The 21,673-nt window shown below is 43.7% G+C and carries 20 protein-coding genes; 9 read left to right on the top strand and 11 right to left on the bottom strand.

Annotated features, from left to right (window positions below; translation table 11 throughout):
* Positions 1 to 10 precede the first annotated feature (10 nt).
* Entirely contained in the window at positions 11 to 1,315 is a 1,305-nt protein-coding gene (locus ACFGVS_RS08355; protein WP_439698253.1) for an NAD(P)/FAD-dependent oxidoreductase, read from the top strand.
* Positions 1,316 to 1,412: 97 nt separating this feature from the next.
* Here the strand turns inward: ACFGVS_RS08355 and ACFGVS_RS08350 are convergent, their stop codons facing one another.
* The 9 genes from ACFGVS_RS08350 to ACFGVS_RS08310 all read right to left on the bottom strand — a co-directional run bounded on the left by ACFGVS_RS08350 (position 1,413) and on the right by ACFGVS_RS08310 (position 8,403).
* The gene (locus ACFGVS_RS08350; RefSeq protein WP_439698252.1) at positions 1,413 to 2,087 is read right to left on the bottom strand and encodes an SDR family NAD(P)-dependent oxidoreductase; all 675 of its coding nucleotides are present in this window, start codon (positions 2,085 to 2,087) and stop codon (positions 1,413 to 1,415) included.
* A gap of 48 nt (positions 2,088 to 2,135) precedes the next feature.
* Entirely contained in the window at positions 2,136 to 3,125 is a 990-nt protein-coding gene (gene egtD / locus ACFGVS_RS08345; RefSeq protein WP_439698251.1) for an L-histidine N(alpha)-methyltransferase, read from the bottom strand.
* A gap of 8 nt (positions 3,126 to 3,133) precedes the next feature.
* A complete protein-coding gene (locus ACFGVS_RS08340) occupies positions 3,134 to 3,817 on the bottom strand; it encodes a family 16 glycoside hydrolase (protein WP_439698250.1) in 684 nt (227 codons plus the stop codon).
* Positions 3,818 to 3,848: 31 nt separating this feature from the next.
* Positions 3,849 to 4,817, bottom strand: coding sequence for a zinc-binding alcohol dehydrogenase family protein (locus ACFGVS_RS08335; protein WP_439698249.1), 969 nt, complete (start codon positions 4,815 to 4,817; stop codon positions 3,849 to 3,851).
* Positions 4,818 to 4,851: 34 nt separating this feature from the next.
* Positions 4,852 to 5,238, bottom strand: a complete 387-nt coding sequence (locus tag ACFGVS_RS08330) for a nuclear transport factor 2 family protein (protein ID WP_090646378.1) — start codon at positions 5,236 to 5,238, stop codon at positions 4,852 to 4,854.
* 53 nt (positions 5,239 to 5,291) lie between these two features.
* Positions 5,292 to 6,176, bottom strand: coding sequence for an alpha/beta fold hydrolase (locus tag ACFGVS_RS08325; RefSeq protein ID WP_439698248.1), 885 nt, complete (start codon positions 6,174 to 6,176; stop codon positions 5,292 to 5,294).
* Between the two features lie 49 nt (positions 6,177 to 6,225).
* Positions 6,226 to 6,819 carry a PPC domain-containing DNA-binding protein gene (locus tag ACFGVS_RS08320; RefSeq protein WP_439698247.1) on the bottom strand — a complete coding sequence of 198 codons (594 nt, stop codon included), beginning with the start codon at positions 6,817 to 6,819 and terminating at the stop codon, positions 6,226 to 6,228.
* A gap of 92 nt (positions 6,820 to 6,911) precedes the next feature.
* Entirely contained in the window at positions 6,912 to 7,511 is a 600-nt protein-coding gene (locus ACFGVS_RS08315) for a Crp/Fnr family transcriptional regulator (RefSeq protein WP_439698246.1), read from the bottom strand.
* A 28-nt stretch (positions 7,512 to 7,539) separates the two neighbouring features.
* Positions 7,540 to 8,403, bottom strand: coding sequence for a helix-turn-helix domain-containing protein (locus tag ACFGVS_RS08310; protein WP_439698245.1), 864 nt, complete (start codon positions 8,401 to 8,403; stop codon positions 7,540 to 7,542).
* 204 nt (positions 8,404 to 8,607) lie between these two features.
* Here ACFGVS_RS08310 and hxlB point away from each other — a divergent pair, with 204 nt between their 5' ends.
* The 8 genes from hxlB to ACFGVS_RS08270 all read left to right on the top strand — a co-directional run bounded on the left by hxlB (position 8,608) and on the right by ACFGVS_RS08270 (position 19,508).
* Positions 8,608 to 9,198 (top strand): 6-phospho-3-hexuloisomerase, encoded by a 591-nt coding sequence (hxlB, locus tag ACFGVS_RS08305; protein ID WP_439698244.1) that lies wholly within the window; start codon positions 8,608 to 8,610, stop codon positions 9,196 to 9,198.
* Between the two features lie 41 nt (positions 9,199 to 9,239).
* On the top strand, positions 9,240 to 9,872 hold the full coding sequence (gene hxlA, locus ACFGVS_RS08300; RefSeq protein ID WP_439698243.1) for a 3-hexulose-6-phosphate synthase: 633 nt from the start codon (positions 9,240 to 9,242) through the stop codon (positions 9,870 to 9,872).
* 492 nt (positions 9,873 to 10,364) lie between these two features.
* Positions 10,365 to 10,943: an RNA polymerase sigma factor gene (locus ACFGVS_RS08295; protein WP_439698242.1), complete on the top strand. Its 579-nt coding sequence runs from the start codon at positions 10,365 to 10,367 to the stop codon at positions 10,941 to 10,943.
* Between the two features lie 84 nt (positions 10,944 to 11,027).
* On the top strand, positions 11,028 to 12,131 hold the full coding sequence (locus ACFGVS_RS08290; RefSeq protein ID WP_439698241.1) for a FecR family protein: 1,104 nt from the start codon (positions 11,028 to 11,030) through the stop codon (positions 12,129 to 12,131).
* Positions 12,132 to 12,401: 270 nt separating this feature from the next.
* Positions 12,402 to 15,608, top strand: a complete 3,207-nt coding sequence (locus ACFGVS_RS08285; RefSeq protein WP_439698240.1) for a SusC/RagA family TonB-linked outer membrane protein — start codon at positions 12,402 to 12,404, stop codon at positions 15,606 to 15,608.
* Positions 15,609 to 15,619: 11 nt separating this feature from the next.
* Complete coding sequence (locus ACFGVS_RS08280) at positions 15,620 to 17,029, top strand: RagB/SusD family nutrient uptake outer membrane protein (protein ID WP_439698239.1); 1,410 nt, start codon at positions 15,620 to 15,622, stop codon at positions 17,027 to 17,029.
* A gap of 119 nt (positions 17,030 to 17,148) precedes the next feature.
* Positions 17,149 to 18,252 (top strand): TlpA family protein disulfide reductase, encoded by a 1,104-nt coding sequence (locus tag ACFGVS_RS08275; protein WP_439698238.1) that lies wholly within the window; start codon positions 17,149 to 17,151, stop codon positions 18,250 to 18,252.
* Positions 18,253 to 18,377: 125 nt separating this feature from the next.
* On the top strand, positions 18,378 to 19,508 hold the full coding sequence (locus tag ACFGVS_RS08270; RefSeq protein ID WP_439698237.1) for a redoxin domain-containing protein: 1,131 nt from the start codon (positions 18,378 to 18,380) through the stop codon (positions 19,506 to 19,508).
* Between the two features lie 326 nt (positions 19,509 to 19,834).
* On the opposite strand, the gene ACFGVS_RS08265 is transcribed toward ACFGVS_RS08270, so the two are convergent.
* Positions 19,835 to 20,560, bottom strand: a complete 726-nt coding sequence (locus ACFGVS_RS08265) for a LytR/AlgR family response regulator transcription factor (protein ID WP_439698236.1) — start codon at positions 20,558 to 20,560, stop codon at positions 19,835 to 19,837.
* Positions 20,557 to 21,633, bottom strand: coding sequence for a sensor histidine kinase (locus tag ACFGVS_RS08260; protein ID WP_439698235.1), 1,077 nt, complete (start codon positions 21,631 to 21,633; stop codon positions 20,557 to 20,559). The genes ACFGVS_RS08265 and ACFGVS_RS08260 overlap by 4 nt, the downstream gene beginning before the upstream one ends.
* Between the last annotated feature and the right edge of the window lie 40 nt (positions 21,634 to 21,673).

Raw genomic sequence — 21,673 nt, 5'->3', positions numbered from 1 at the left:
TTTTTTCATCATGACACCATATGGAAATAGTATAGTCATTATCGGCGGCGGGTTCGCCGGTATAAATGTCGCCCAGAATCTATTAAAAAAAGAAAGGGACTTACATATTACGTTAGTCGACCGAAACAATTTCAATTTCTTTCCCCCGTTGCTGTACCAGGTTGCGACAGGCTTTTTAGACGTATCCAACATCAGCTACCCGTACAGAAAATTGTTTAGAAACCATCCTAACTTTACCTTCAGGATGGGCGAACTTCTGGAGATTAAACCCGATCAGAATCTGGTCGTCTTGTCCTCGGGGGAACTGCGTTATTCCAAACTGATTCTCGCTACAGGTACAGAAAGCAATTTTTTCGGAAATGAAAATGTCCGGAAGCACGCCCTCCCCATGAAAACGGTTGCCGATGCGCTGTTACTAAAGAACACACTCCTGACCAGGTTAGAGGAAGCTACTGTTTCCAATAACCAGATCGAACAAAAAAGGCTAACCAACTTCGTCATTGCGGGTGGCGGACCTACCGGGGTTGAAATAGCGGGTATGCTGTCCGAATTGAAGCAGAACATTTTCAAAAAAGATTACCCCGAACTGGCAGCCCTGCCATTTGATATTTATGTGCTGGACGGTTTGCCGACTTTGTTGGCACCGATGACCCAAAAATCCCAGGATTATGCTTTAAAATCGCTGGAATCAATGGGTGCAATTATTAACTTAAATCAGTTGGTGAAAGACTACGACGGTGAAAGCGTGCTGCTCGGCGACGGTTCACGGATAGAAACCAAAAACCTGATTTGGACCGCCGGAGTTACCGGGCAGACATTTACCGGATTGCCGGCTGAATTTTATGGACGCGGAAAACGGCTGCTGGTTGATGCCTGTAATAAAGTAAAAGGCACGGTTAATATTTATGCAATCGGAGACAGCTGCCTGCAAACGCTGGACAAAGGGTTCCCTAACGGCCATCCGCAACTGGCCCAGGTCGCCATTCAGCAGGGTAAAAACCTGGCGCATAATATCCATGCAGAACTGACAGGGTATCCCTTAAAGCCATTCCGGTATCATGATAAAGGGTCCATGGCCATTATCGGCAGGAACAAAGCCGTAACGGATCTTCCTAAACCATCTCTTCATTTCCAGGGATTTTTTGCCTGGCTGATGTGGCTTTTCGTGCACCTGCTTTCTCTGGTCAATTTCAGGAATAAACTAAAAACGCTGACCAGTTGGAGCGCAGCATATATTTCCAAAGATCAATATCTGCGAATGATCGTGCGGCCTGCCAACAGGGAACCTGAACATCAGCATACGGAAGCCAAATGAGGTTGCTGATCTGAACACTGCAGGTACTGAAATAGCAAACAAAAAGAAAGGCGAACATTTTATTGTCCGCCTTTCTCTCGAAGCTATTTAGCCAGGATTAATATTCTTCCAGCCCGTCCAATTCGATATTCCAGAACTTACCGGTTTGTTTATTTTCTGTAATGGCTTTAAAGATACCGTTAACCGATTTTTCGATGGTAACCGGTGCAGTGTCGCCGCCCATTCTCGTCTGTACCCATCCCGGGTGCAGTGGCGTTACCCTGATTTTTCTTTCAGCAAGTCTTTGGCTAAGCATAACAGCATACATGTTAATTGCCGCCTTAGACATCCGGTAAGCAGGTGCATTAGGTGCAGCATTACGAAGTAATGCCATTGCGGTCGATAAAAACACGATCTGTCCGCCATTATTTAAACTATTTAATAATGCTTCTGTGAACAAAACCGTGCCGGTTGTATTGGTAGCAAAGGTGGCATTCATCAAGTCAGCTGTCGGCAGTTCATCTCCTAAGTCCAGACCAACCCCTGCATTATTGACAAGTACATCTATTCTAATCCCGGCTGCTTCGATCTGCTGAGCTACTTTATTAATGCTTTCTGCATTGCTGATGTCTGCCTGAAATACGGTAAGTTTTGGATGTATGTAATCAGCAACTTTGCCGGAACGTGTAATGGCGATCACTTCGGCTCCTTCGGCCAGTAATTTTTTGGTCAGGTCGAGACCGATTCCGTTGCTTGCGCCGGTAACGAGCACTTTTTTAATTGAATTATTCATTTGATTTATATATGAATGTATCCCGCTTATCCATTAAGCGGAGATTTTTTAAATGGCTTTCCAGCAGATGTCTGCGAACCATCCTTTTGAGTCCAAAAAGTGTTGAACAGGCAAAAAACCACTCCGTTCAGCCAGCCTGTCTGTTTCTGCAATCGTATATTTTTGCGACACTTCCATGTAAATCGTTTCATTTTTGGCAAAATGGACGTATTGCCCTCCGATAGAAACCAGCTGATCACGTAAACTGACCAGGTAGCTTTTACAAGCTCCGTTCTCCGGGTCGTAGGATTGATAATGTTCAAAATGTCCCAGGTCAAAATTGCCTTCAAGTTCCCTGTTGATTCTTGAAAGCAGGTTCAGATTGAATTTCGCCGTTATCCCCGCAGCGTCATCGTAGGCATTAAGGATCGTTCGCGGATTTTTTTTCAGGTCAAAACCTATTATCAGCAGATCCCCCGGCAGCAGATGTTCACGCAAGGTTTCGCAGAACGAAACGGCTTCTTCTTCACTCATATTTCCAATATTGGCCCCTAAAAACAGGATCACCCTGCGTCTTTGGCCTCGTAGTGAAGTCTGTGCAAGCATTTCAAAATACTCACCTGCTAAGGGAATAACCGACAGCCCCGGTATTTTTCGTTCTATTCTTTCTTGCAGCACACGAAGAATATTACCTGATATGTCGATGGGTAAATAATTAAAATCTACCCCTGTATCTGCAAGGTAAGAAAGCAGGTGTTCTGATTTCGTGGCATCGCCTGCACCAAGTTCTACCAGATCAAAGGGTTCACCTGATGAACAGATATTGCCGGCCAGCTCTGCTGTCTGGCTGCTGAAAATTTCCAGTTCGCAATCCGTCAGGTAATACTCCGGGCATGCCATGATCTGCTGAAAAAGCGAGTCACCCTGTTCATCATAAAAGAATTTCGATTGCAGTCTTTTGGGCGTTTCTGTAAGGCCCAGCAAAACTTCTTCTTCAAATTTATTAATGACAAGGTCGGGCGCAGTGATGCCTGAATCAAGAGTTGAGTTCAAATTCATTAATTTATTTATTCATTAGTTGGCAGGATTCGCAGATCGCGGAAAAAGCCTTCGGTTCCCACATCTACCCATAAGCCAATTCCTCCGGCCGTATCAGCGCCAAGTTTTAAATCGTTGACCAGGAAAGCCGGAAACTTGCTGTCATTGATAAAGAGTTTGGCTTGATTTCCTTTTACTTCTATTTTCAGTTTTATCCATTCGTTTAACCCGATATCCGCATGTGTTTCATATACTTCTGGATTTTCTTTTCTTAGGCGGGAATAAGGATAGTCCGGAAATGAGAAATATTGAACCGTATGATTTCTGCGGACCTGGTCGTCCGCGTGGCCGTTTGTGGGACGAATATAAATCCCTTCAAATTTGGAATTGTCGTCATTGATGTGAAATGCGATGCCTATAAAACCACGGTCGTCTTTTTTGGCGGTTTTAAGCAGCCTGCTGAGCACTTTTACCTCGATGCTGCCGTTTTTAAAAATAACTTTGTTCAATCTGGCAAATGTTGGCTGATCCACGGCCTTAACCGCAGTATCCTTACAAACTTTTACCACGTCTTCTCCATCCAGTTTCCGGACAGTCATGGAAACCTGGACAGGGGAAAGGCTTGCCGCGCTTAATTTGATATTTTGCCCATAGGAAGGGGAATGGGTCAACAGGAAGCCATTTAGTAAAGTCAAAGCGATTAGTTTTTTCATAAGTCTATAGATCAATTAAATGTATAGGGCTTCAAGGCAGCACTACAACCTTTCCCCCGGCGGCATTACTGTCCATCAATTGATGTGCCGCCGCTATATCTGCCAGGATGAAAGTGCGGCCGACTGGGAGTTTGATTTCCCCTGCCTCTACGTCCCTGATAAATTGCTGAAAGTTTTTTACATCGACCCTGATCTGCCCGCTGTCATAAACGGTCAGGCTGACGGTGGCCGGGATATATTCCATGGGTGCAAATTCATTAAAAGACCACTGCTCCGCCAGCATGCCAGTCATACATACAATGCCACCGGGGGCGGCACAACTGAGCGAATCTTTCAGCGTAGCAGTACCAATCAGTTCCAACACTTTATTTATGCCGAAAGGATAAACCGCATGAATTTGCGTGGTTAGATCCCCGTTGTCAATCATTACCTGATCTGCACCATTTTTCAGCAGCATTTCTTTTTTATCCGGGTTCCTGGTTGTTGCAATCACAGTCAGACCGCTGTTTTTAGCCAGCTGTGCAGCCAGCAGGCCAACAGAGGAACTCCCACCGCGAATCAAAATAGTTTCGCCGGGCTGGATCTTTAAGGACAGATGCAGTGAACCATATACCGTCTGAAACATCTCCGGCATAGCTCCTAATTGCTCCCAGGACAGCTGGCTTTCAAAGGAACTGAGCAGAGGCTTGGGCAATAATGCAAATTCTGCATAACTGCCATTGAAATCCCTGCCCATACCACCCATAAAGGCGGCTACCTTTTGTCCCGGCTGAAATTCCCCCGAAAGATCGTTTATTACTTCACCAACACATTCAATACCCAGCACCCGCGGAAAACTGACGTCAGGGGAAAAGCCTTTTCGGGTCATCAATTCCGAACGGTTGAGTCCAAAAGCTTTAACTTGAACCAGTACCCATCCGCTTTTGGGTTCAGGTAACGGTAAGTCCTCTAAAACAAAGTTTTCGGGACCACCGGAACGATAAATTAATGCTGCTTTCATGCCAGGTATGGTTTTGTCTTTAAAGCGAAATATTTTAGTTCTGTCCTTTGTTAAACAGGTAACGGTAAATCTTCCAATCTGTACCGTCTTTCCGTAATACAAAAAAATCCCTGCTGCTTTGGTGTATTTCTTCGCCGCCATTTGGGACGATTGTCGTGCAGGCGGTAGCGTCAATGAAGGCGAATTCGTTTCCTACTGTAACGCTTTGTATATCGTATTTTATCTTAAAAGTCTTGTTCTGAAGGAATTTACTGCCTGCTGCGTCTAAATCTTTTTTCGTCAACGTTTTAAATCCGTCAGGCATAAACAGGCCATCAAAGGCATAGAAGGAAGAAATTGATGCGGGGTTTGCCTTGTTCAATACTGCTGCATAGCCGTACAACAATTGTTCTGCAGCTTGTTTTTCATTTATAGTGCTCATATGGATCTTTGAAATTTGTAAAATATAAACCTGTTGTTCATTCTACGTATCAATTATTGTTTCATAAAAGGCACAATATCTGCCCATACCGCCGGAAAATTCACCAAAAAGGCTGGGTGCGGAGCATTGGGTATTATAGCCAATTGAACTTTAGGAAACATATAATAAGCTGCGATCACGGTTTTAAGCCGTGCATTTTGATCAAGCTCGCCCGCCATCAACAATACCGGGCAGTGAACTTTAGAAAACACCTCGCTGCTTATATTTACAGAATTGTAATACTTATTGATCGATGCCAGCCAGGCATCTAACTTTTCAGGCTGAGGTGACAGCGCCAGTTGTTGCTTCCAATAAAGGCTATCCAGGCCAAACGCGTCTTTCCGGGTTACGTTGAATGTTCTTGAACCCTTTAGCCATTCTCCTGCACCGATCGTAATCAGTTTCTTTACCTTTTCCGGATATATACCTGCGAAATAGTAGGCGGTATAACCGCCGTCACTGAATCCTAAAACGATAACGCTATCTTTGGTTGTTGCCTGTACGATAGCGTTCACGTCATTCGCTTTCTGCTCATAGGTGGGTTCGGTGGTACCCATTTCTGACTTTCCATGACCTCTGGTTGAAATAGCGATTACCTGATAAGTCCTGGATAGGCTGTCAATAAATCTTCCCATTTCATAAGTTGATCCGAAAATCCCGCCGTGTAAAATGACCAGGGGTTTTCCCTTGCCATAAACTTCATAGTAAATACGGGCGTTCCCCGTGTTCAGGTAGTGTCCCGCTTTGGGATTGTTGCCATAGGGAATTGCATTGTCAGGTGTCGCCCCCGCCTGCATAAAACCTCTCAGGTGATTCAGGTCCTGGGCATTGGTTCCGAGTGAAAATATCAGCGATATGATAACAAGCATTATGCCTGATTTCTTATTTATAAATTTCATTTTTTTTATTTATTTCTTTCTTAGAATAGCCTGTTTAGAGCCACGATTACTATTTTTCTAAATCGGGATCTACGACAAGGGCATTAAATTCAGGGCTAACTTTCTTATAAACTGCTGTAGGTTCAACAGTAATGTAGAATTCAAATGTGGGGCCTACGATCAGTTCCAGCAAGTGTCCGCCGTGACATAAGCCGTCACTTGTCGCTACACTGGCATGTGAATGTGCGAATGGTTTACCATTATAAAGGGAAATATCGCCTGTCAGGCCAGTTACTTCAGAAGGTTCGCTAATATCAGTAAGCTTAAACATTTTGCGATCTTTATCATACCATCCAAATTTTGCCGAGGTAGCGTCACCAAATGCTGTATAATGCGCATTTTTTACCTGATATTTTTGTGCGAATTCTGCTATACCCGAGGTTACTTCATCGCCGGTTGCCAGCACCAACAGGTAAGTCTTGGTTTTTCCGTTCGTGCTTAACAGTTTTACTTTTGCACCAGGCGCTCTTCCGGGTTTCGCCGGTTGGGTTAACGACACAAATTCCTGCGCCATCGCTGAAAAAGCTCCGCATAAAAGTAAAAACGCCGTAAAGGCCAATTTTCTAAATTTTGCGGATGCCGGTATTTTTTCTGATCCTTTCATCGTTCTAATTATTAAACGATACAAAGGTGAGCAGACTAACGTTAACAGGCCAATGAACTTTGTTAAGAAATATTCTTAAACTTGTTTAAGAATTAGTTTTTATGGACCATTTTTTTTCTGACCTTGCTTAGAAATTCAGGCGTTATACCGAGGTAAGAGGCGATTTGAATATTGGGTAAACGGTTAGCCAAATTCGGATAACGGTACATAAAGTTGATATATCTATTCTCCGCTGTAACACTGATATTCTGCATTACACGGTTTTGGAGATCGATGTATTTTCTTTCAACAATAATCCGAAAATTACGGTCGAACTTATGATAATTGGTATATAAATAGAGCAGATCGTCATGTTTGATCTGTAGTACAACGGACGGCTCAACTGCTTCGATATAAAGGCCGCTGGGCTCTTCAGCATAGAAACTCGAAAGATCAGTGATCCATTCATTCTCGGCTGCAAACTGTAAATTGTGCTCCTTTCCGTTTTCATCAATTGCATATTGCCTGAAACAGCCGGACACAATAAAAGTAAAGTATTTGCAAACATCGCCCTGCTGCAAAATAAAGCCGCGTCGTTTGACACTGCGCTCTGTAAATCTTGCGGGTATTTCCTGACGTTCAAGATGGTTTAGCGGGAAGTATTGTTCAAAGGACTTTAACAATGCCGCTACCGGTAAATTTTCATTATTCACGATTGATGCCTGATTTAATTTTTTTGTATCAAAATAAGGTATTAGCTTTTAATTTTAAATGATTTTGCGCCTGTTTTTGAAACTCTTCCGCTGTTTGCCCGGTCTGCTTTTTGAAAAATCGGCTGAAGTACGGACGGTCAGAAAAACCTAGCTCATAAGCGATTTCTTTGATTGTATGTTCACTGTGAATAATGAGCCGCTTAGCCTCTAATATGATCCGGTCATGGATGATTTGCGTACCTGTCTTACCCAGTTTTTTCTTTAAAATCTGATTAAGCCTTTTGGAGCTGATATCCAGTTTGCCTGCATAAAAATCGATATTGCGAACCTGTAGATAGTTACCTTCCAGCAGCATTAAAAATTCATAGATCCTTTTCTGGTGAATGTCATGTCCGGTAAATTCCTGCTCTTTAACTTTGATCAGTTTCAACAGGAAGACTTTAAGTAATGCCTTCAGAATAATTAGTTCATCGGGCGACTTCTGATATTCCGTAATCAATAATTGGTAAATACCGCTTAAGTCTTCCGCGGCAGCTTTGTCTAACCTTAAACAGGAGAATTCCCCCTGCACGTTAAATATTTTAAAAATATCCAGCAAAAACTCTTTGTCTTCCTCCTCCAGGATCTCCCTTTTAAAGGAGATTAACTCACCATTCTTTCCCGCTTTATTCAGCTGGTGTACCCGGTAAGGAGGGATCAGGTAAATCCAATCGCCTTTTACTTCAAAATCATTTGTTTTTAGAGCGTGTAACGGATCTTCATTTTTTAACCATACAATTTCAAAAAAGTCCTTCCTCCCCGGATCGTTTAAATAACTGGGCGGGCAGTTATGTAAGTTTCTGATGTAGATCATGGCGCTTTCAAGGCGACTTTCTTCTGACTGATTCATCATTTTATAAAGGTAAGTACTTCAATTTTGATGTAGTGGATAATTGACTAATTATAGTGGACTATTCGGAAATAATAGGTAAATACTAAATTATTTATGACTTTGACTTGATGGAATTTCCTGATAGTCCACCTGATCGGGCTTTTTGTGTAATCGTTTCTGTCCGGGCGCGGAATACTTTTGCCACCGAATTAAAAACGTCATCCAATGGATTCGATATATGAAAAAAGTGAAAAGACGGCAATAGCCATTCATAACAACCTTAAACTGATATTACAGGAAAACATAGCGCTGACCGAAAATATCAATTACTCCAGTTTTTCGGAGCTGGTAGACAGTATCCAACAAGCGAATGCCATCTTTCTCATCGCGTCGGGGCGTTCGGGCTTTTCTATGCGCTCGGTCGCAATGCGCCTGATGCACCTGGGATTAAAAGTTTTTTTCGTTGGCGATACGACTACGCCCGCGATTAAAGCCGGAGATCTGTTATGGGCAGCATCGGGATCCGGTACTACAGGAACAATTGTAAAAGCAGCGGAAAAAGCAAAACAGGTGGGGGCTAGCGTAATTGCGGTCAGCACTAATGCATCATCGGCTCTTGCCAAAATTGCGGACATTCATATACTGATACCTGCCGCCGAAAAACAGGATCATGATAGCGCACGATCAAAACAGTATGCAGGAAGCTTATTTGAACAAGCGTTGCTCTTATTGGGGGACGCGGTTTTTATAGAATTATGGAAAATTGATGGTACACCTGCCGAAGAACTTTGGAAACGTCATGCTAACATGGAATAAATAATAATCAATCATATCATTAAAATTTAATATATATATAAATGGCAAAATTACAAGTAGCAATAGACTTATTGACAACAGAGGACGCATTAGCGCTTGCCGCTAAAGTGGCTCCTTATGTGGACATCATTGAATTAGGTACTCCGCTTATCAAGAATATGGGTTCCGCCGTAATCACAGCGATGAAAAACGCGCATCCTGATAAACTTGTGTTTGCTGACCTTAAAACCGCCGATGCCGGAGAACTGGAGGCTGATATTGCATTTAAAGCAGGGGCTGATTTAGTTACGGTCATGGGGGCAGCAGGAAATGCAACTATCATTGGAGCTGTTAAAGCAGCCAAAGCGCACAATAAAGGGGTTGTTGTGGATACTATTGGTTATCCCGACCGCGTAAAACGAGCTCAGGAAGTGATTAAATTAGGTGTTGAATTTGTTGAACTGCACGCCGGTCTGGACGAACAATGGACAGCAGGATATTCTATCCAGGTACTGATCGATGAAGCAGCAAGGGCAGGTGTGCCTGTTTCTATAGCAGGTGGAGTAAACCTGGCCAACGTCTCTGCAGTTATCAAAGCCGGTGCCCAGGTAGCCGTAGCCGGCGCCGCCATTTATGGTGCCGAAGATCCTGCGGCCGCCGCCAAAGCACTCCGCGAAGCAATTGATGCCGTTTAAGGAACAGTAACCGAATACGAAAGTTCTGATAAGTTCAGAAATAAGAAGCCCCCGGTAATCCGGGGCTTCTTAACAGAGACATTTAAGATGACGCTTCATCACGGGTATGTTCTTATTATAGGCAAAAAATGTAACCTGGCGCGATTAACCCGGGCACGTGTACTCATACCATCCGGCATGAAGCGGCTTTATAAGGGCATGTAAATGACGACGGTATTTTGGGTTTTGTGATAACGCTGCTTGTCAGTTAGCTGTCCGCAAGAAAAACGGCGAATGTTGACCCCGGTTTCAATGTTTAGAAAATAATGACAAAACAAGCGGAATCGTTCCGATAATTTTTGATTATGACTAATCTCTTATATATAAATATTTAATTATGCCCTTAGACAGTTAAATGAACTTAGGGTGCGGAATTTCATGGTCAGGCCTCACGGAATATCCAATATACTTGTTGGAACCCATAAATGTTGTAATTTAGAGATCTGATTAAACATGGGCACATATACTGATCTTCCTGATGATAAGCTGGTCGCCCTGTTACAACAGGGGAACGAACAAGCTCTAAAGGAGATCTTTACGCGTTATAACAAATTGCTTTACAGTTATGCGTATAAAAAACTGGAAGATCAGGAAGAAGCGAAGGACATTGTGCAGGATTTATTTATCAGGCTATGGAGTAACCGGGAATCTTTTCTTCTAAAAACATCTCTGCCTTCTTATCTTTTCCGTGCAGTAAGAAACCGGGCGCTGGATATCTTCGCGCATAAAAAAATCAAAAGTGACTATGTTGCCTCTTTTCAGGAATTTATTGATCTTCCTCAGTCTACAACAGACTATCTGGTTCGGGAAAAGGATATTTCCGCGTTAATAGACCGCGAAATTCAGTCGTTGCCACCCAAAATGCGCGAAATTTTTATCCTGAGCCGTAAAGAAAATTATTCTCACAAGGAAATAGCAAAAAAAATAGGTATTTCCGAAGAAACGGTAACCAAGCAAATCAAAAGGGCGCTAAAAATCCTTCGCCTTAGACTGAAACTGATCTTAATTATCGCATTCTTGCTGTCGGAGTGATTTTTTTTTGCATTTTTTTTAAAAGATGTACCCCCTTGGTGCTTTTGACCCGTCATGGTAATATTGAGTTAATATTATTTCAATATGCGCGAATCAAAAGCAGCTGATATTCTTCAAAAATATAAAGATGGTACTTGTACAGAGGAAGAGAAACTCTTAATAAAAAAGTGGTTTTTAACATTTAAAAGAGATCAAAATGCCTCGCTCTCAGAATCAGAGCTGGAAGATGCCGAAAACGCCATGTGGGCCAGCATACAGGACAGACTTTCGCTCCGGCAGGAAGCCAGGATTTACCATATCAACTGGAAGAAATTTGTATCAGCGGCAGCCGTTCTCATCTTCATCAGTATCGCCGGCCTTATCACGATAAAATATCTTACCCAAAACAGCACCTCAGAACTGGTGTCCTTTAAATCGCATGACCTGATGCCCGGATCACGCCGCGCTGTTATCATCTATAATAACGGGCTGCAGCGGACACTTAATGGCAAGGTGTACTTCGCGGGCAGCGATAAACAGAATGATAGCCTAGCAACCGGGCAACAAACCGCGAAATTTAATACAATTATAACCCCCCGGGGAGGGGATTACCATATCATACTAGGGGATGGTACCCAGGTGTGGTTGAATGCGGCCTCTTCTCTAAAATATCCGGTTTCGTTCACGCATCAAAAAGAACGTGTGGTTGAGTTGACAGGGGAGGGGTATTTCCAGGTGGCTCATAACAAATCCCTGCCATTCAAGGTAAAGACAGATGAACAGATCGTACAGGTTTTGGGGACGCATTTTAATATCAATGCTTATCACGATGAACCCTATGTGGCGACAACTTTAATGAGTGGTTCGATAAAGATATCCGGCCGGGCCGGAGTGCAAATCATGAAACCGGGAGATCAGGCGAGATTAACTTCTGCCAGCTCGATATTCACCATAGCGCCAGCAGATACCATAGCAGCAACGGCCTGGGCGAACGGTTTTTTTCAATTCAGAAGAGCAAATATCCAAGATGTTATGCGGCAGCTTGCACGTTGGTATGATATTGAGGTGGATTATGTTGGTGATATATCTGAAAAGAGATTTACAGGTAAAGTATACCGCACCTTAAAATTATCGGAAGCATTAGAAATATTGACCTATTTCAATGTCAAATTTATTGTTGAAGGCCATAAAATAACCATTATCAATTAACCATTAAAAAGCACACCATATGATAAGATATTTACGATAACCCACCGGATAAGGGGCCTTAAAAACCGCGAAAGTGAGTCGAAGCACTTCCGCGGAGAATGTCAGGTTAACCCTTTTGTCCCCGACCGGGGTCCGGGACAGACAAACAATTTCTGAGTTGAGTCTAATGTTAACCTTACAGTAACAAATGTAATGAATTTTAATGCCATTTCTATGGCCATACCCAGGCTATGGCTTTCAGTAAGTCCTCAAAAAAGGAGGAAGATCATCATGAGAATAAATTTGACCGCTTTTCTGTTTTTTATACTACTTACGCAAATCAGCGCGAAGGGTTATACGCAGATTACGATTCATCGAAAGAGCGTACCGTTGCAGCAGGTTTTGCATGAGATAGAAACACAATCTAAATACGTATTTCTTTTTGATGAAAATGAACTGCCGGTACTACCCATCACTGTTGACCTCAAAAATGTATCGATAGAGGAGGCCCTTTCGGCCTGTCTGACGAATTTGCCGCTGACTTATAAAATCGTAGATAAAAACATCTTGCTGAAAGCGAAGGAACAGTCCTTACTGGATCGGATCAGGAAGGTCTTTGAAACCAAATTGAGTCTTATTGTTACTGTCACCGACGAAAAAGGTAATCCGCTTCAGGGCGCGACGGTAAAAATACTGCAAAACGGCCCCATTTTAATTACTAATGTCAACGGCTTTGTGCAGTTGAAAGATGTTTCGGAAAACGCGCTGATCGAAATTTCGTTCATCGGCTACGAAACCGTGCGGTTAAAAGTAACCGCCGACCTTAAAATAGTTGAAATGAAGCCATCCATGGCCAGCTTGAGCGAGGTGGTGATCAATAAAGGGTACTATACCACAACTGAGCGCCTGAACACAGGCTCCGCTGTTCAGATCAACGCTGCCGACCTTGAACGGCAGCCGCTAACTAATCCGATACAAGCGCTACAGGGCCTCGTTCCTGGCTTATATGTGAAACAAAGCTCCGGAGTTGCGGCTTCCACCTCGAGCGTGCTGATCCGTGGCCGAAATTCAATCAATTCCGGTAATCAGCCTCTATATATAGTGGATGGCGTACCCTATAACGGCACAGCTACAGATCAGCAGATCGGCGGTTTTATCACTTCCGGACAGCCTAACGGGACGACAGATCCTTTAAACAACATCAATCCGACTGATATCGAAAGTATCACTGTCCTCAAAGATGCCGACGCAACCGCGATATACGGTTCACGGGGCTCTAACGGCGTTATCCTGATTACGACCAAAAGGGCGGTGAAAGGCAAACCGGCACTGAATTTCAATGTATCGAGCGGAATAGGGGAGGTTGTTAAACAGCGAGCCTTGCTATCCTCATCGGATTATCTGGCCTTACGTCGCCAGGGATTCGCCAATGATAATGTAACGCCGACTGCTGCCCTTGCTCCTGACCTGATGGTCTGGGATCAGAATGCCAACACCAATTACCAGAATATGCTGATCGGTAATACGGCCAAAATTACCGACGCGTCGACGTCGCTGTCCATGGGAACCGATAAATCATCCATCCTGTTAAGCGGCAATTACCATAATGAGCAATCAGTGCTTTACGGCGGATACGGTTACATACGAGGTGGTTTCAATATGGGGGCCCAGCATACTTCCGGTGATAATCGCCTGAAACTGAGCTTGGGGGCTAATTTAACATTTGGCTCTAACAATATGCCCGGCGCTGATTATACTTCCGCGGCTATCAGCATGCCGGCCAATTATCCTTTATATGATGCCGCCGGCAAATTATACTGGGTCACCGATTTCAATAACCCGATAGCCACCTCAAGGCAAACCTTTGATATGGGAACGAGCAATATGGTTTTCAGTGCTAATCTTTCCTATTTGATTGTTAAAGGGTTGACATTCAGAACAAATGCCGGTTATGATATCGTTAGTCAAACTTACCGCAATACCGTTCCTGCCAGTACATTTAATCCGATATATTCACTCCCCTCGCAGGGGATATATACGAGCAGTAACGGTAAGACATTAATAGCTGAACCTCAGTTAAATTATGAAACCCCGATATGGAAGGGTAAACTGAGCACAACTATTGGCGGTTCGTATCAGCATAATATGTTTGCCATGCCCTATTACATCCAGGCATCTACTTTCGCGTCAGAAAGCTTGCTTGACAACCTGGGAAATGCGGCAAGTTTTCCGACTGTTTCCAGTTTATCGCAGGAATATAAATATATCTCAACTTACGGTTTGGTCAATTATAATATTGCCGACAAGTACCTGTTCAACGGCACTTTCCGCAGAGATGGCTCATCACGTTTCGGGCCTGATAAAAAATTCGGAAATTTCGGTTCGGTTGCGGCCGCCTGGCTGTTCTCCGAAGAACAGTTTATAAAGGATATTAATCTATTTAGCTTTGGTAAGCTGCGAAGCAGTTACGGCATAACCGGTAATGATCAGGTGGGCAATTACGGCTACCTGGACACCTACACCAGTACCAGTACAAGTTACGGCGGAAATCCCGGGTTTTACCCGACGAGAATAGCCAATCCGAATTACCGGTGGGAAACGAACCGCAAGTTTGAAGTGGCTTTGGATTTGGGATTCCTGGATGATCGTATCCGGTTAACTTCGGCATTTTACCTGAACCGCTCCGGCAATATGGTGGTGAATTCTTCTCCGCTGCCGGCCCAAAGCGGCTTTCCAAGTTTTACTGAAAATCTTGATATGAAGGTACAAAACAAGGGTTGGGAATTTAACCTTCATACCGTTCCGGTCAAAAGCAAAGTGTTCCGATGGGACCTCTCGGCCAATTTTACAAGAGCCAGAAACAAGATTCTTTCCATCCCCGCGCAGGTAGCGACGCTCTATGCCAACACTTATCAGGTGGGCCAGTCGGTCAGTTCGTTTATCGGCTATCAAAACACGGGCTTTGTTGACGGCGTTGCCCAGTTTGCGGACCGGAACGGCGATGGTGCTGTCACCAGCGGACTGGCCAATGATACTTATATTATTGCCAGCCGTGATCCGAAGTTTTACGGAGGTATCACATCAGGCCTGAGTTACAAGCGTTTCAGACTGGATTTTTTAATCAACTTTGTTAAGCAGAAAGGCATTGCGCAAACCGCATTTCCAGGCTTGCTCGGCTCGCAGCTTGATGATCTGCTGCAGTCGCCCTTTAAGCCCAGCGCATCAACTTCCTCCGCGGCTTATAACTCCTACACCAGGTATATTTCTTCAGATGCCGTGATTGTTGATGCTTCTTTTATGCGATTGCGGAACCTGTCGCTGAGTTATTCATTCCCCCGGCAATGGCTCGATGCGGTAAAGGTTAAAAACGGTCAGATCTTCCTGCGTGGAGAAAACCTGGTAACCGTAACCAATTATAAAGGGCTGGATCCTGAAACGCAGGGCTCAGTTTTGCCCCCTTTAAAAATGTTCACCGCCGGATTGCAATTTTCATTCTAAAATAAATGACCATGAAAGAGATTTTTAAAATTAACCTTATCAAAGGTTTTATATATATACTGCTGCCTTTTGTAGTTGCCATCACCGGCTGCGAAAAAGCGATAGAAGTAGCCGTTCCGGTAAATCAGATCCCGTCCACTGCTGCCTTCCAGGATTCCCTCACCGCGCAGGCCACCGTAAACGGCATGTATGCATTTATGTACACAGGCGCCTCTGCGAATCTGACGACCAATTACAGTGTTTTCGCCAGTACACTACCGGCACGCTCAGCAGACGAACTTTATCTGCCTGCTACCCCAACTGATGAATTCGCTAACAACAGCCTGATACCCGGGACGGGTACGGTGAATACGGTATGGCTGCAAAACTACCAGATTATTTACCAGGCAAACGAAATCATTGCGGGAATGGGCGCGTCATCCTTGTCTCCGACCCTCAAAAAACAGCTGATTGGCGAGGCTAAATTTATGCGGGCGTTTTGCCATTTCTACCTGGTCAACTTGTATGGCGCGGTGCCGCTGATCACCACTACGGACATTGCAGTGACCAGGACCCAGCCACAAAGTACAGTTTCACAGATCTATAGCCAGATCATCAGCGATCTGAAAGATGCGCAGGGATCGCTGGCCCAGGATTATTCCTGGTCGGCCGGCTTACGGACCAGGGTAAACAGCTGGGCTGCCACTGCTTTGCTGGCCCGTGTTTACCTGTATAATAAAGATTATGTCAACGCTGAAGCAGAAGCCTCCAGGGTGATCGCTCAATCCAGCATATACAGCCTTCCTGCCAAATTAAGCAACGTGTTTTTGAAGGCCAGCACTGAAACTATCTGGGCTTTTAATACGAATCAGTATGGCTATGCTTCCATAGCCAGGGTGTTTATCCCGCTCACGGCGAGCGCTGATCCGAACCATGCGATTACCGCTTCATTGGTGGCTGCTTTTGAGCGGAATGCCCTGAGGCCGGACTACCAGGATGATCGTTTTGACAGCTGGGTAAAAACATCAGCCAGCGGTAAATACTACATCGCCAAATACGGAACGATCACCGCCGCGAATACGGAATTTTTTGTCGTACTGCGCCTGGCTGAACAATACCTGATCCGAGCCGAAGCGATGGCGCAGCAGAACAACCTTACCGGAAGCCTGGCTGACATCAATGTCATCCGTTCGAGGGCGGGTCTCCATCCGGCAACCGCTCAAACCCAGGCAGAGTTGTTGCTGGCCGTCGAACACGAAAGACAGGTCGAGCTCTTTGGCGAATTCGGCCATCGCTGGTTTGACCTGAAACGCACAGGCCGCGCAGATGCTGTGCTCGCCCCGGTTAAAGGATCGGCATGGCAGTCAACAGACGCTCTATACCCGATCCCAGCACTACAGGTGACGAATAATCCGGCCCTGGTTCAAAATCCGGGCTATTGACATAAATATTGGACAAGGTCGATGTTATCCGCGAACATCACCGATGTCGATCTTGAATGCTGACCAGCCAATGGTCAGCATTCATTTTGAGACAAGCGGGCCCAAATAAAATTCAAGTAATGAGCTACAAAAATTCATACACGATATTATGCGTTATGCTGCTTGTGCTGCCGGCATTTGCCTTCGGCCAGTTAAAGATAACAGGGGATGTCAAAAATCTCAATGCTGATTCGATCCTGCTGATTTATGCTTCTGTGAAATCGAAGCAGGAAAAGGTTAAAATACCCGTTCATAACGGTCAATTCGAATGGCTATCCTCATGGACAGAAACAACAGCTGTAAACGTGATCATGCCGGTAGGCAAATCAAAAATGTCATTCATGCTATTCGCAGAACCCGGAGAACAAAAGTTGAGCGGAGACGCGGCCACGCCAGCCACTTTTAAGGAAATGTCGGTAACAGGGTCAAATACACAAAACGAGTATGTACAGTATTGCACTCAAATGGCAAGTATTTACGCAAAGTATAGCCATGCAAAAGAACTGTTAAAATCGGCACCCGCTTCGGAAGTACCGGAATTGAAAAATCAGGCGGAATCCTATTACCGCCAATACTTTGTTACTGAGAACGAGAATTATGTAGAACAGCATCCGGGAAGCTATTTGAGTCTGGAACTCCTGCTTAAAATTGCCAATACAGGAGCATATGATAAGGCTAAACGCCTGTTTGAAAGCTTACAACCGGCTATGAGAACCACTGTTAAAGGTCGAATGATCCAGGCGCAGTTATCAGCCATCCAAAATGGTTCCATTGGAAGAGAAATGCAGGATTTTGCATTCAATGACCCGGCTGGAAAAACGATTCGTCTCGCAGATTACAGGGGAAAGTTCGTCCTGATCGACTTTTGGGCAAGCTGGTGTGCGCCATGCAGGGCAGAAACCCCCAATTTACTAACAGCGTATCAAACGTTTAAGGATAAAAACTTTACGATATTATCAGTCTCCTGCGATGAAAAGGAAGACAAATGGGTGAAGGCCTTAAAAGAAGATCAGTTACCCTGGGTGCAGGTTCGGGGATCAGGCAGCAAGAGTTTCGAGCTGATGACCTATTTCGGTATAAAAAATATCCCTTCCAGTTTCCTAATCGACCCTTCAGGAAAGATTCTCGCGAAAGACCTTAGGGGAGATGCGCTAACGGTTAAGTTAAAGCAGGTCCTGGAATAATGGGCGGGCGACCAGGTATAACGTCCCGGCATTTCAGAGGACATTTGATCACTCGGCTGCAGCGATGCCGATCTACCACAAATTATTAGTTATTAAAAAAAAGTCTATAGATTAAAAAATACCACATGAAAAAGATTATTATACTGCTGATTACCCTGTTTCCGATGTCGCTCTATGCACAGAGGCAAGAGTTTGTGATTGAGGGATCATTTGTCAAAAAAGATATGGACGGTAAGGTTCATTACAATTATAATGAACGCGGGATTAATGTTGCAGACAGCACCCCTGTAATCAATGGCAGATTTGAGTTTAAAGGGAAAGTTTCGGGTATTCAACGAGCCTACTTTACTTTTAAGCCTACGCGGGCAACAGATATCAAACAGGCCTGGCGCGATTCTAAGAGTATATACATTGAACCCGGCAGTTTTAAAATTGTTGCAAAGGATTCCATTTCAACAGCAAGGGTGGTAGGTTCTGCAATAAATTCAGCATATGAAAGTTTTATGGCTCCTTTGGAGGTGATTGCGAAGGAGCGGAAACCACTTTGGGACGAATACGTTAAAATTAAAGCCGCTGATAGAAAGGTGCTGCCAAGAGCTGCTGAGCTCAAGGCAAAGATTGACGAAACAACCATAAAACGGGAAGAACTGCTTAAGGCTTATGTGCGATCTCATCCTAAGTCCTATTTCAGCATCGAGGCCATAACCGAATTGATGGGACCTTATGTTGTAGTTGAAAAAGTGGATGAGCTTTGGGGTACACTTGATCCTGAATTGAAGGAAAGTTATAATGGCAAGATTATCAATGCGGTTATTTTGGGATCAAAAGCTACAGATGTGGGTTCCAGGGCGCCGGTATTTGCCCAGCCTGACACATCAGGCAAGATCGTTAAGCTCAAAGACATTAAAGGTAAATATGTACTGGTCGATTTTTGGGCATCATGGTGCCATCCGTGCCGTGCAGAAAACCCCAATGTTTTAAAAGCTTACAATGCTTATAAAACAAAGAATTTTACTGTTGTAGGCATATCGATAGATTTTGAAAAAGATAAAGGTAAATGGATAAAAGCCATAAAAGATGACGGCATGCCCTGGACTCAATTGCTTTCCCCGGCCAATATTGACGGGGGCGCAATGAAAGCATATGGAATCCATGCCATCCCGTCGAATTTCCTTGTTGATCCAAACGGAATTATCATTGCAAAGAACCTTCAAGGTCCCGAACTGCAGAAAAAGCTTGAGGAGTTGTTTAACTGATCAATTTTACAAAAAAGGGACCCGGTCAAAAGATGGTTCAAAACAATTTGGATGTGATTCATATTTTTGTCTGAATGGGCTATCTAAGAGTCTGTTTTGTAAGTCAAAAATTATAATTATAGAACAAAATTGAATGTTGATAGCCTGAAAATAATATAAAGATTAATACAAAAACGGCAATTCCAGATTTGGAAATTGCCGTTTTTATTTAGAGATGGCTTTCTTAAAGAATTTAATAGGATGACTTAAACGCTAAAATGGCTTGTGTACAGCCTCTTTTTCATGACTAAAAGTCCCCGTTCATGTTTGGTTAACAAACGGCAATTTTAGAGCTCTGAATCAAGATGTCCCTCAATATATTTTTTGACGAAATCAGTCCGGTAGATTTCTCCAAGCGGAATTTCCGTTTCCCCCATATATACAGCATGATTATCATATGAAGTAACCTGTTCCATATTTACAACAAAAGATTTGCTTACTCTGAAAAATAAACGCTGCGGTATTTTTTGATGGATGGTTTTGATATTCATAGCAGTAATCAATTTTTGATTTTGCGTATAGATGACCACATAGTCTTTTAACCCTTCTATGTAAAGAATATCAGTGAAGTTAAGCTTATAAGTCCTTCGTTCTGATCTGATAAAAAAAAAGTCATTAGTATTAGACTCTACGGTGTTCTTTGCAGTATCGTCAGACAATAGCTTGTTATACATATCCGCTTTACGGATCGCTTTCCCCAGTCGAACTTTGTCAATGGGCTTCAGCAAATAATCAATAGCGTCTAGCTCATAGCTCCGGAGCGCATACTGGGGATAGGCTGTGGTAAAGATGGTAAGACTTTTTCCCGGGATACTGGCTGCGAAATCAACGCCGTTCAAACCGGGCATTTCGATATCGAGGAACAGCAAATCGACTTCGTTTTTAGCCAGGTATTCCATAGCTGCAAATGCATTGGAAAATTTCTTCAGCACTTCAAGGGATGATACTTCCCTGATCAGCGATTCCATTTCATCCCTGGCCAGTGGCTCGTCGTCTATGATGATACAATTCATAATGGTATCATTAAATCTACAAAATACGTTTCATTAGTTGAAGATATCTTCAGCATAAAATCATCCTTATACAACAGTTCAAGCCGCCGTTTGATGTTGGCCAGCCCCAGGCCGCTGTTTTTACGGTCAGCAGGCCAGATATCCGGTCCTTTGGAATTGAGACACGTGAAATAAAGATTCCCGTCGTTAACCGAGATATTAATGCGGATATATTCCTGCTCTTCCGTCATGTCCACACTGTATTTAATGGCGTTTTCCAGGAACGTGGTAAATAGGTTTGGCGGCAAAAAAATATTTTTCAGGCGCCCCGGGGGTATTGCTGCGTCCAGGGTAATCGAAAGCTTATCACGGCGGATCTTTTCTAATTCCGCCAGGTTAGAAAGAAAATCCAGTTCTGATTGTAAGGAGGTTTTCGCCTCGCCATTCTCATATAGCTGGTACCTTAAAATGTCTGAAAGTTTCATGATGACGATAGTCGCTTTTTCCGGATCAATGCGAATCAGCGCTTTTACATTGTTCAGCATATTAAACAAGAAGTGTGGATTGATCTGGTTCCGCAGCTCGTTCAGCTCCATCCTAAGCGTTAAGTTATTCAATTCGGTAATCCGCTCCTTGTCTTTGATCCATTGTCCGAAAAGTTTCATCATGGTGGTTACCAAAATAATGGCAATGGATACACCGGTGCCCGCATACAATCCTAAATTATCAGAATCCGATAGAGATCTTGCACTTCGGTTTGCGTGAAAATATGTATCTAACAGGAACGATACTAAGACCAATGTACTGAAGACCATTAGTATCAGCAGAACCATATAAATAAGATACCTGGCCTTAAAAAAAAATGTCGGCACCAACACATATATATTCAGGTAAGTCATCATTACAAACCCAAAATAGACGGCGAACAACCGGAAATATAAGTACGACTCGTCGTAGTGTTGAGACCAGTCGGAGCTATATATAAAGAAAAAAAGCCCGAGTAAGAATATGATATGACGCAGAAGCCGGTAACGTTTATGAATCAATACGTTTATTGCCTGTTCATTCTTCTGTGCATCGGTATATTGTTCCATTTATTCGGAGAATTAAGTAAAACAAAAATAGGATATTCCA

Origin of the sequence: Mucilaginibacter sediminis, assembly GCF_051903035.1 — a bacterium.
Classification (GTDB): Bacteria; Bacteroidota; Bacteroidia; order Sphingobacteriales; family Sphingobacteriaceae; genus Mucilaginibacter.
Note: the sequence above shows the minus strand (reverse complement) of the source record. Positions and strands in the feature narration are given on the sequence as shown.

Bases quoted from the DNA above. Each gene is read 5' to 3' on its own strand.
- ACFGVS_RS08355 (WP_439698253.1), top strand. From the start codon at position 11: ATGACACCATATGGAAATAGTATAGTCATTATCGGCGGCGGGTTCGCC.
- ACFGVS_RS08350 (WP_439698252.1), bottom strand. From the start codon at position 2,087: ATGAATAATTCAATTAAAAAAGTGCTCGTTACCGGCGCAAGCAACGGA.
- egtD (WP_439698251.1), bottom strand. From the start codon at position 3,125: ATGAATTTGAACTCAACTCTTGATTCAGGCATCACTGCGCCCGACCTT.
- ACFGVS_RS08340 (WP_439698250.1), bottom strand. From the start codon at position 3,817: ATGAAAAAACTAATCGCTTTGACTTTACTAAATGGCTTCCTGTTGACC.
- ACFGVS_RS08335 (WP_439698249.1), bottom strand. From the start codon at position 4,817: ATGAAAGCAGCATTAATTTATCGTTCCGGTGGTCCCGAAAACTTTGTT.
- ACFGVS_RS08330 (WP_090646378.1), bottom strand. From the start codon at position 5,238: ATGAGCACTATAAATGAAAAACAAGCTGCAGAACAATTGTTGTACGGC.
- ACFGVS_RS08325 (WP_439698248.1), bottom strand. From the start codon at position 6,176: ATGAAATTTATAAATAAGAAATCAGGCATAATGCTTGTTATCATATCG.
- ACFGVS_RS08320 (WP_439698247.1), bottom strand. From the start codon at position 6,819: ATGAAAGGATCAGAAAAAATACCGGCATCCGCAAAATTTAGAAAATTG.
- ACFGVS_RS08310 (WP_439698245.1), bottom strand. From the start codon at position 8,403: ATGATGAATCAGTCAGAAGAAAGTCGCCTTGAAAGCGCCATGATCTAC.
- hxlB (WP_439698244.1), top strand. From the start codon at position 8,608: ATGGATTCGATATATGAAAAAAGTGAAAAGACGGCAATAGCCATTCAT.
- hxlA (WP_439698243.1), top strand. From the start codon at position 9,240: ATGGCAAAATTACAAGTAGCAATAGACTTATTGACAACAGAGGACGCA.
- ACFGVS_RS08295 (WP_439698242.1), top strand. From the start codon at position 10,365: ATGGGCACATATACTGATCTTCCTGATGATAAGCTGGTCGCCCTGTTA.
- ACFGVS_RS08290 (WP_439698241.1), top strand. From the start codon at position 11,028: ATGCGCGAATCAAAAGCAGCTGATATTCTTCAAAAATATAAAGATGGT.
- ACFGVS_RS08285 (WP_439698240.1), top strand. From the start codon at position 12,402: ATGAGAATAAATTTGACCGCTTTTCTGTTTTTTATACTACTTACGCAA.
- ACFGVS_RS08280 (WP_439698239.1), top strand. From the start codon at position 15,620: ATGAAAGAGATTTTTAAAATTAACCTTATCAAAGGTTTTATATATATA.
- ACFGVS_RS08275 (WP_439698238.1), top strand. From the start codon at position 17,149: ATGAGCTACAAAAATTCATACACGATATTATGCGTTATGCTGCTTGTG.
- ACFGVS_RS08270 (WP_439698237.1), top strand. From the start codon at position 18,378: ATGAAAAAGATTATTATACTGCTGATTACCCTGTTTCCGATGTCGCTC.
- ACFGVS_RS08265 (WP_439698236.1), bottom strand. From the start codon at position 20,560: ATGAATTGTATCATCATAGACGACGAGCCACTGGCCAGGGATGAAATG.
- ACFGVS_RS08260 (WP_439698235.1), bottom strand. From the start codon at position 21,633: ATGGAACAATATACCGATGCACAGAAGAATGAACAGGCAATAAACGTA.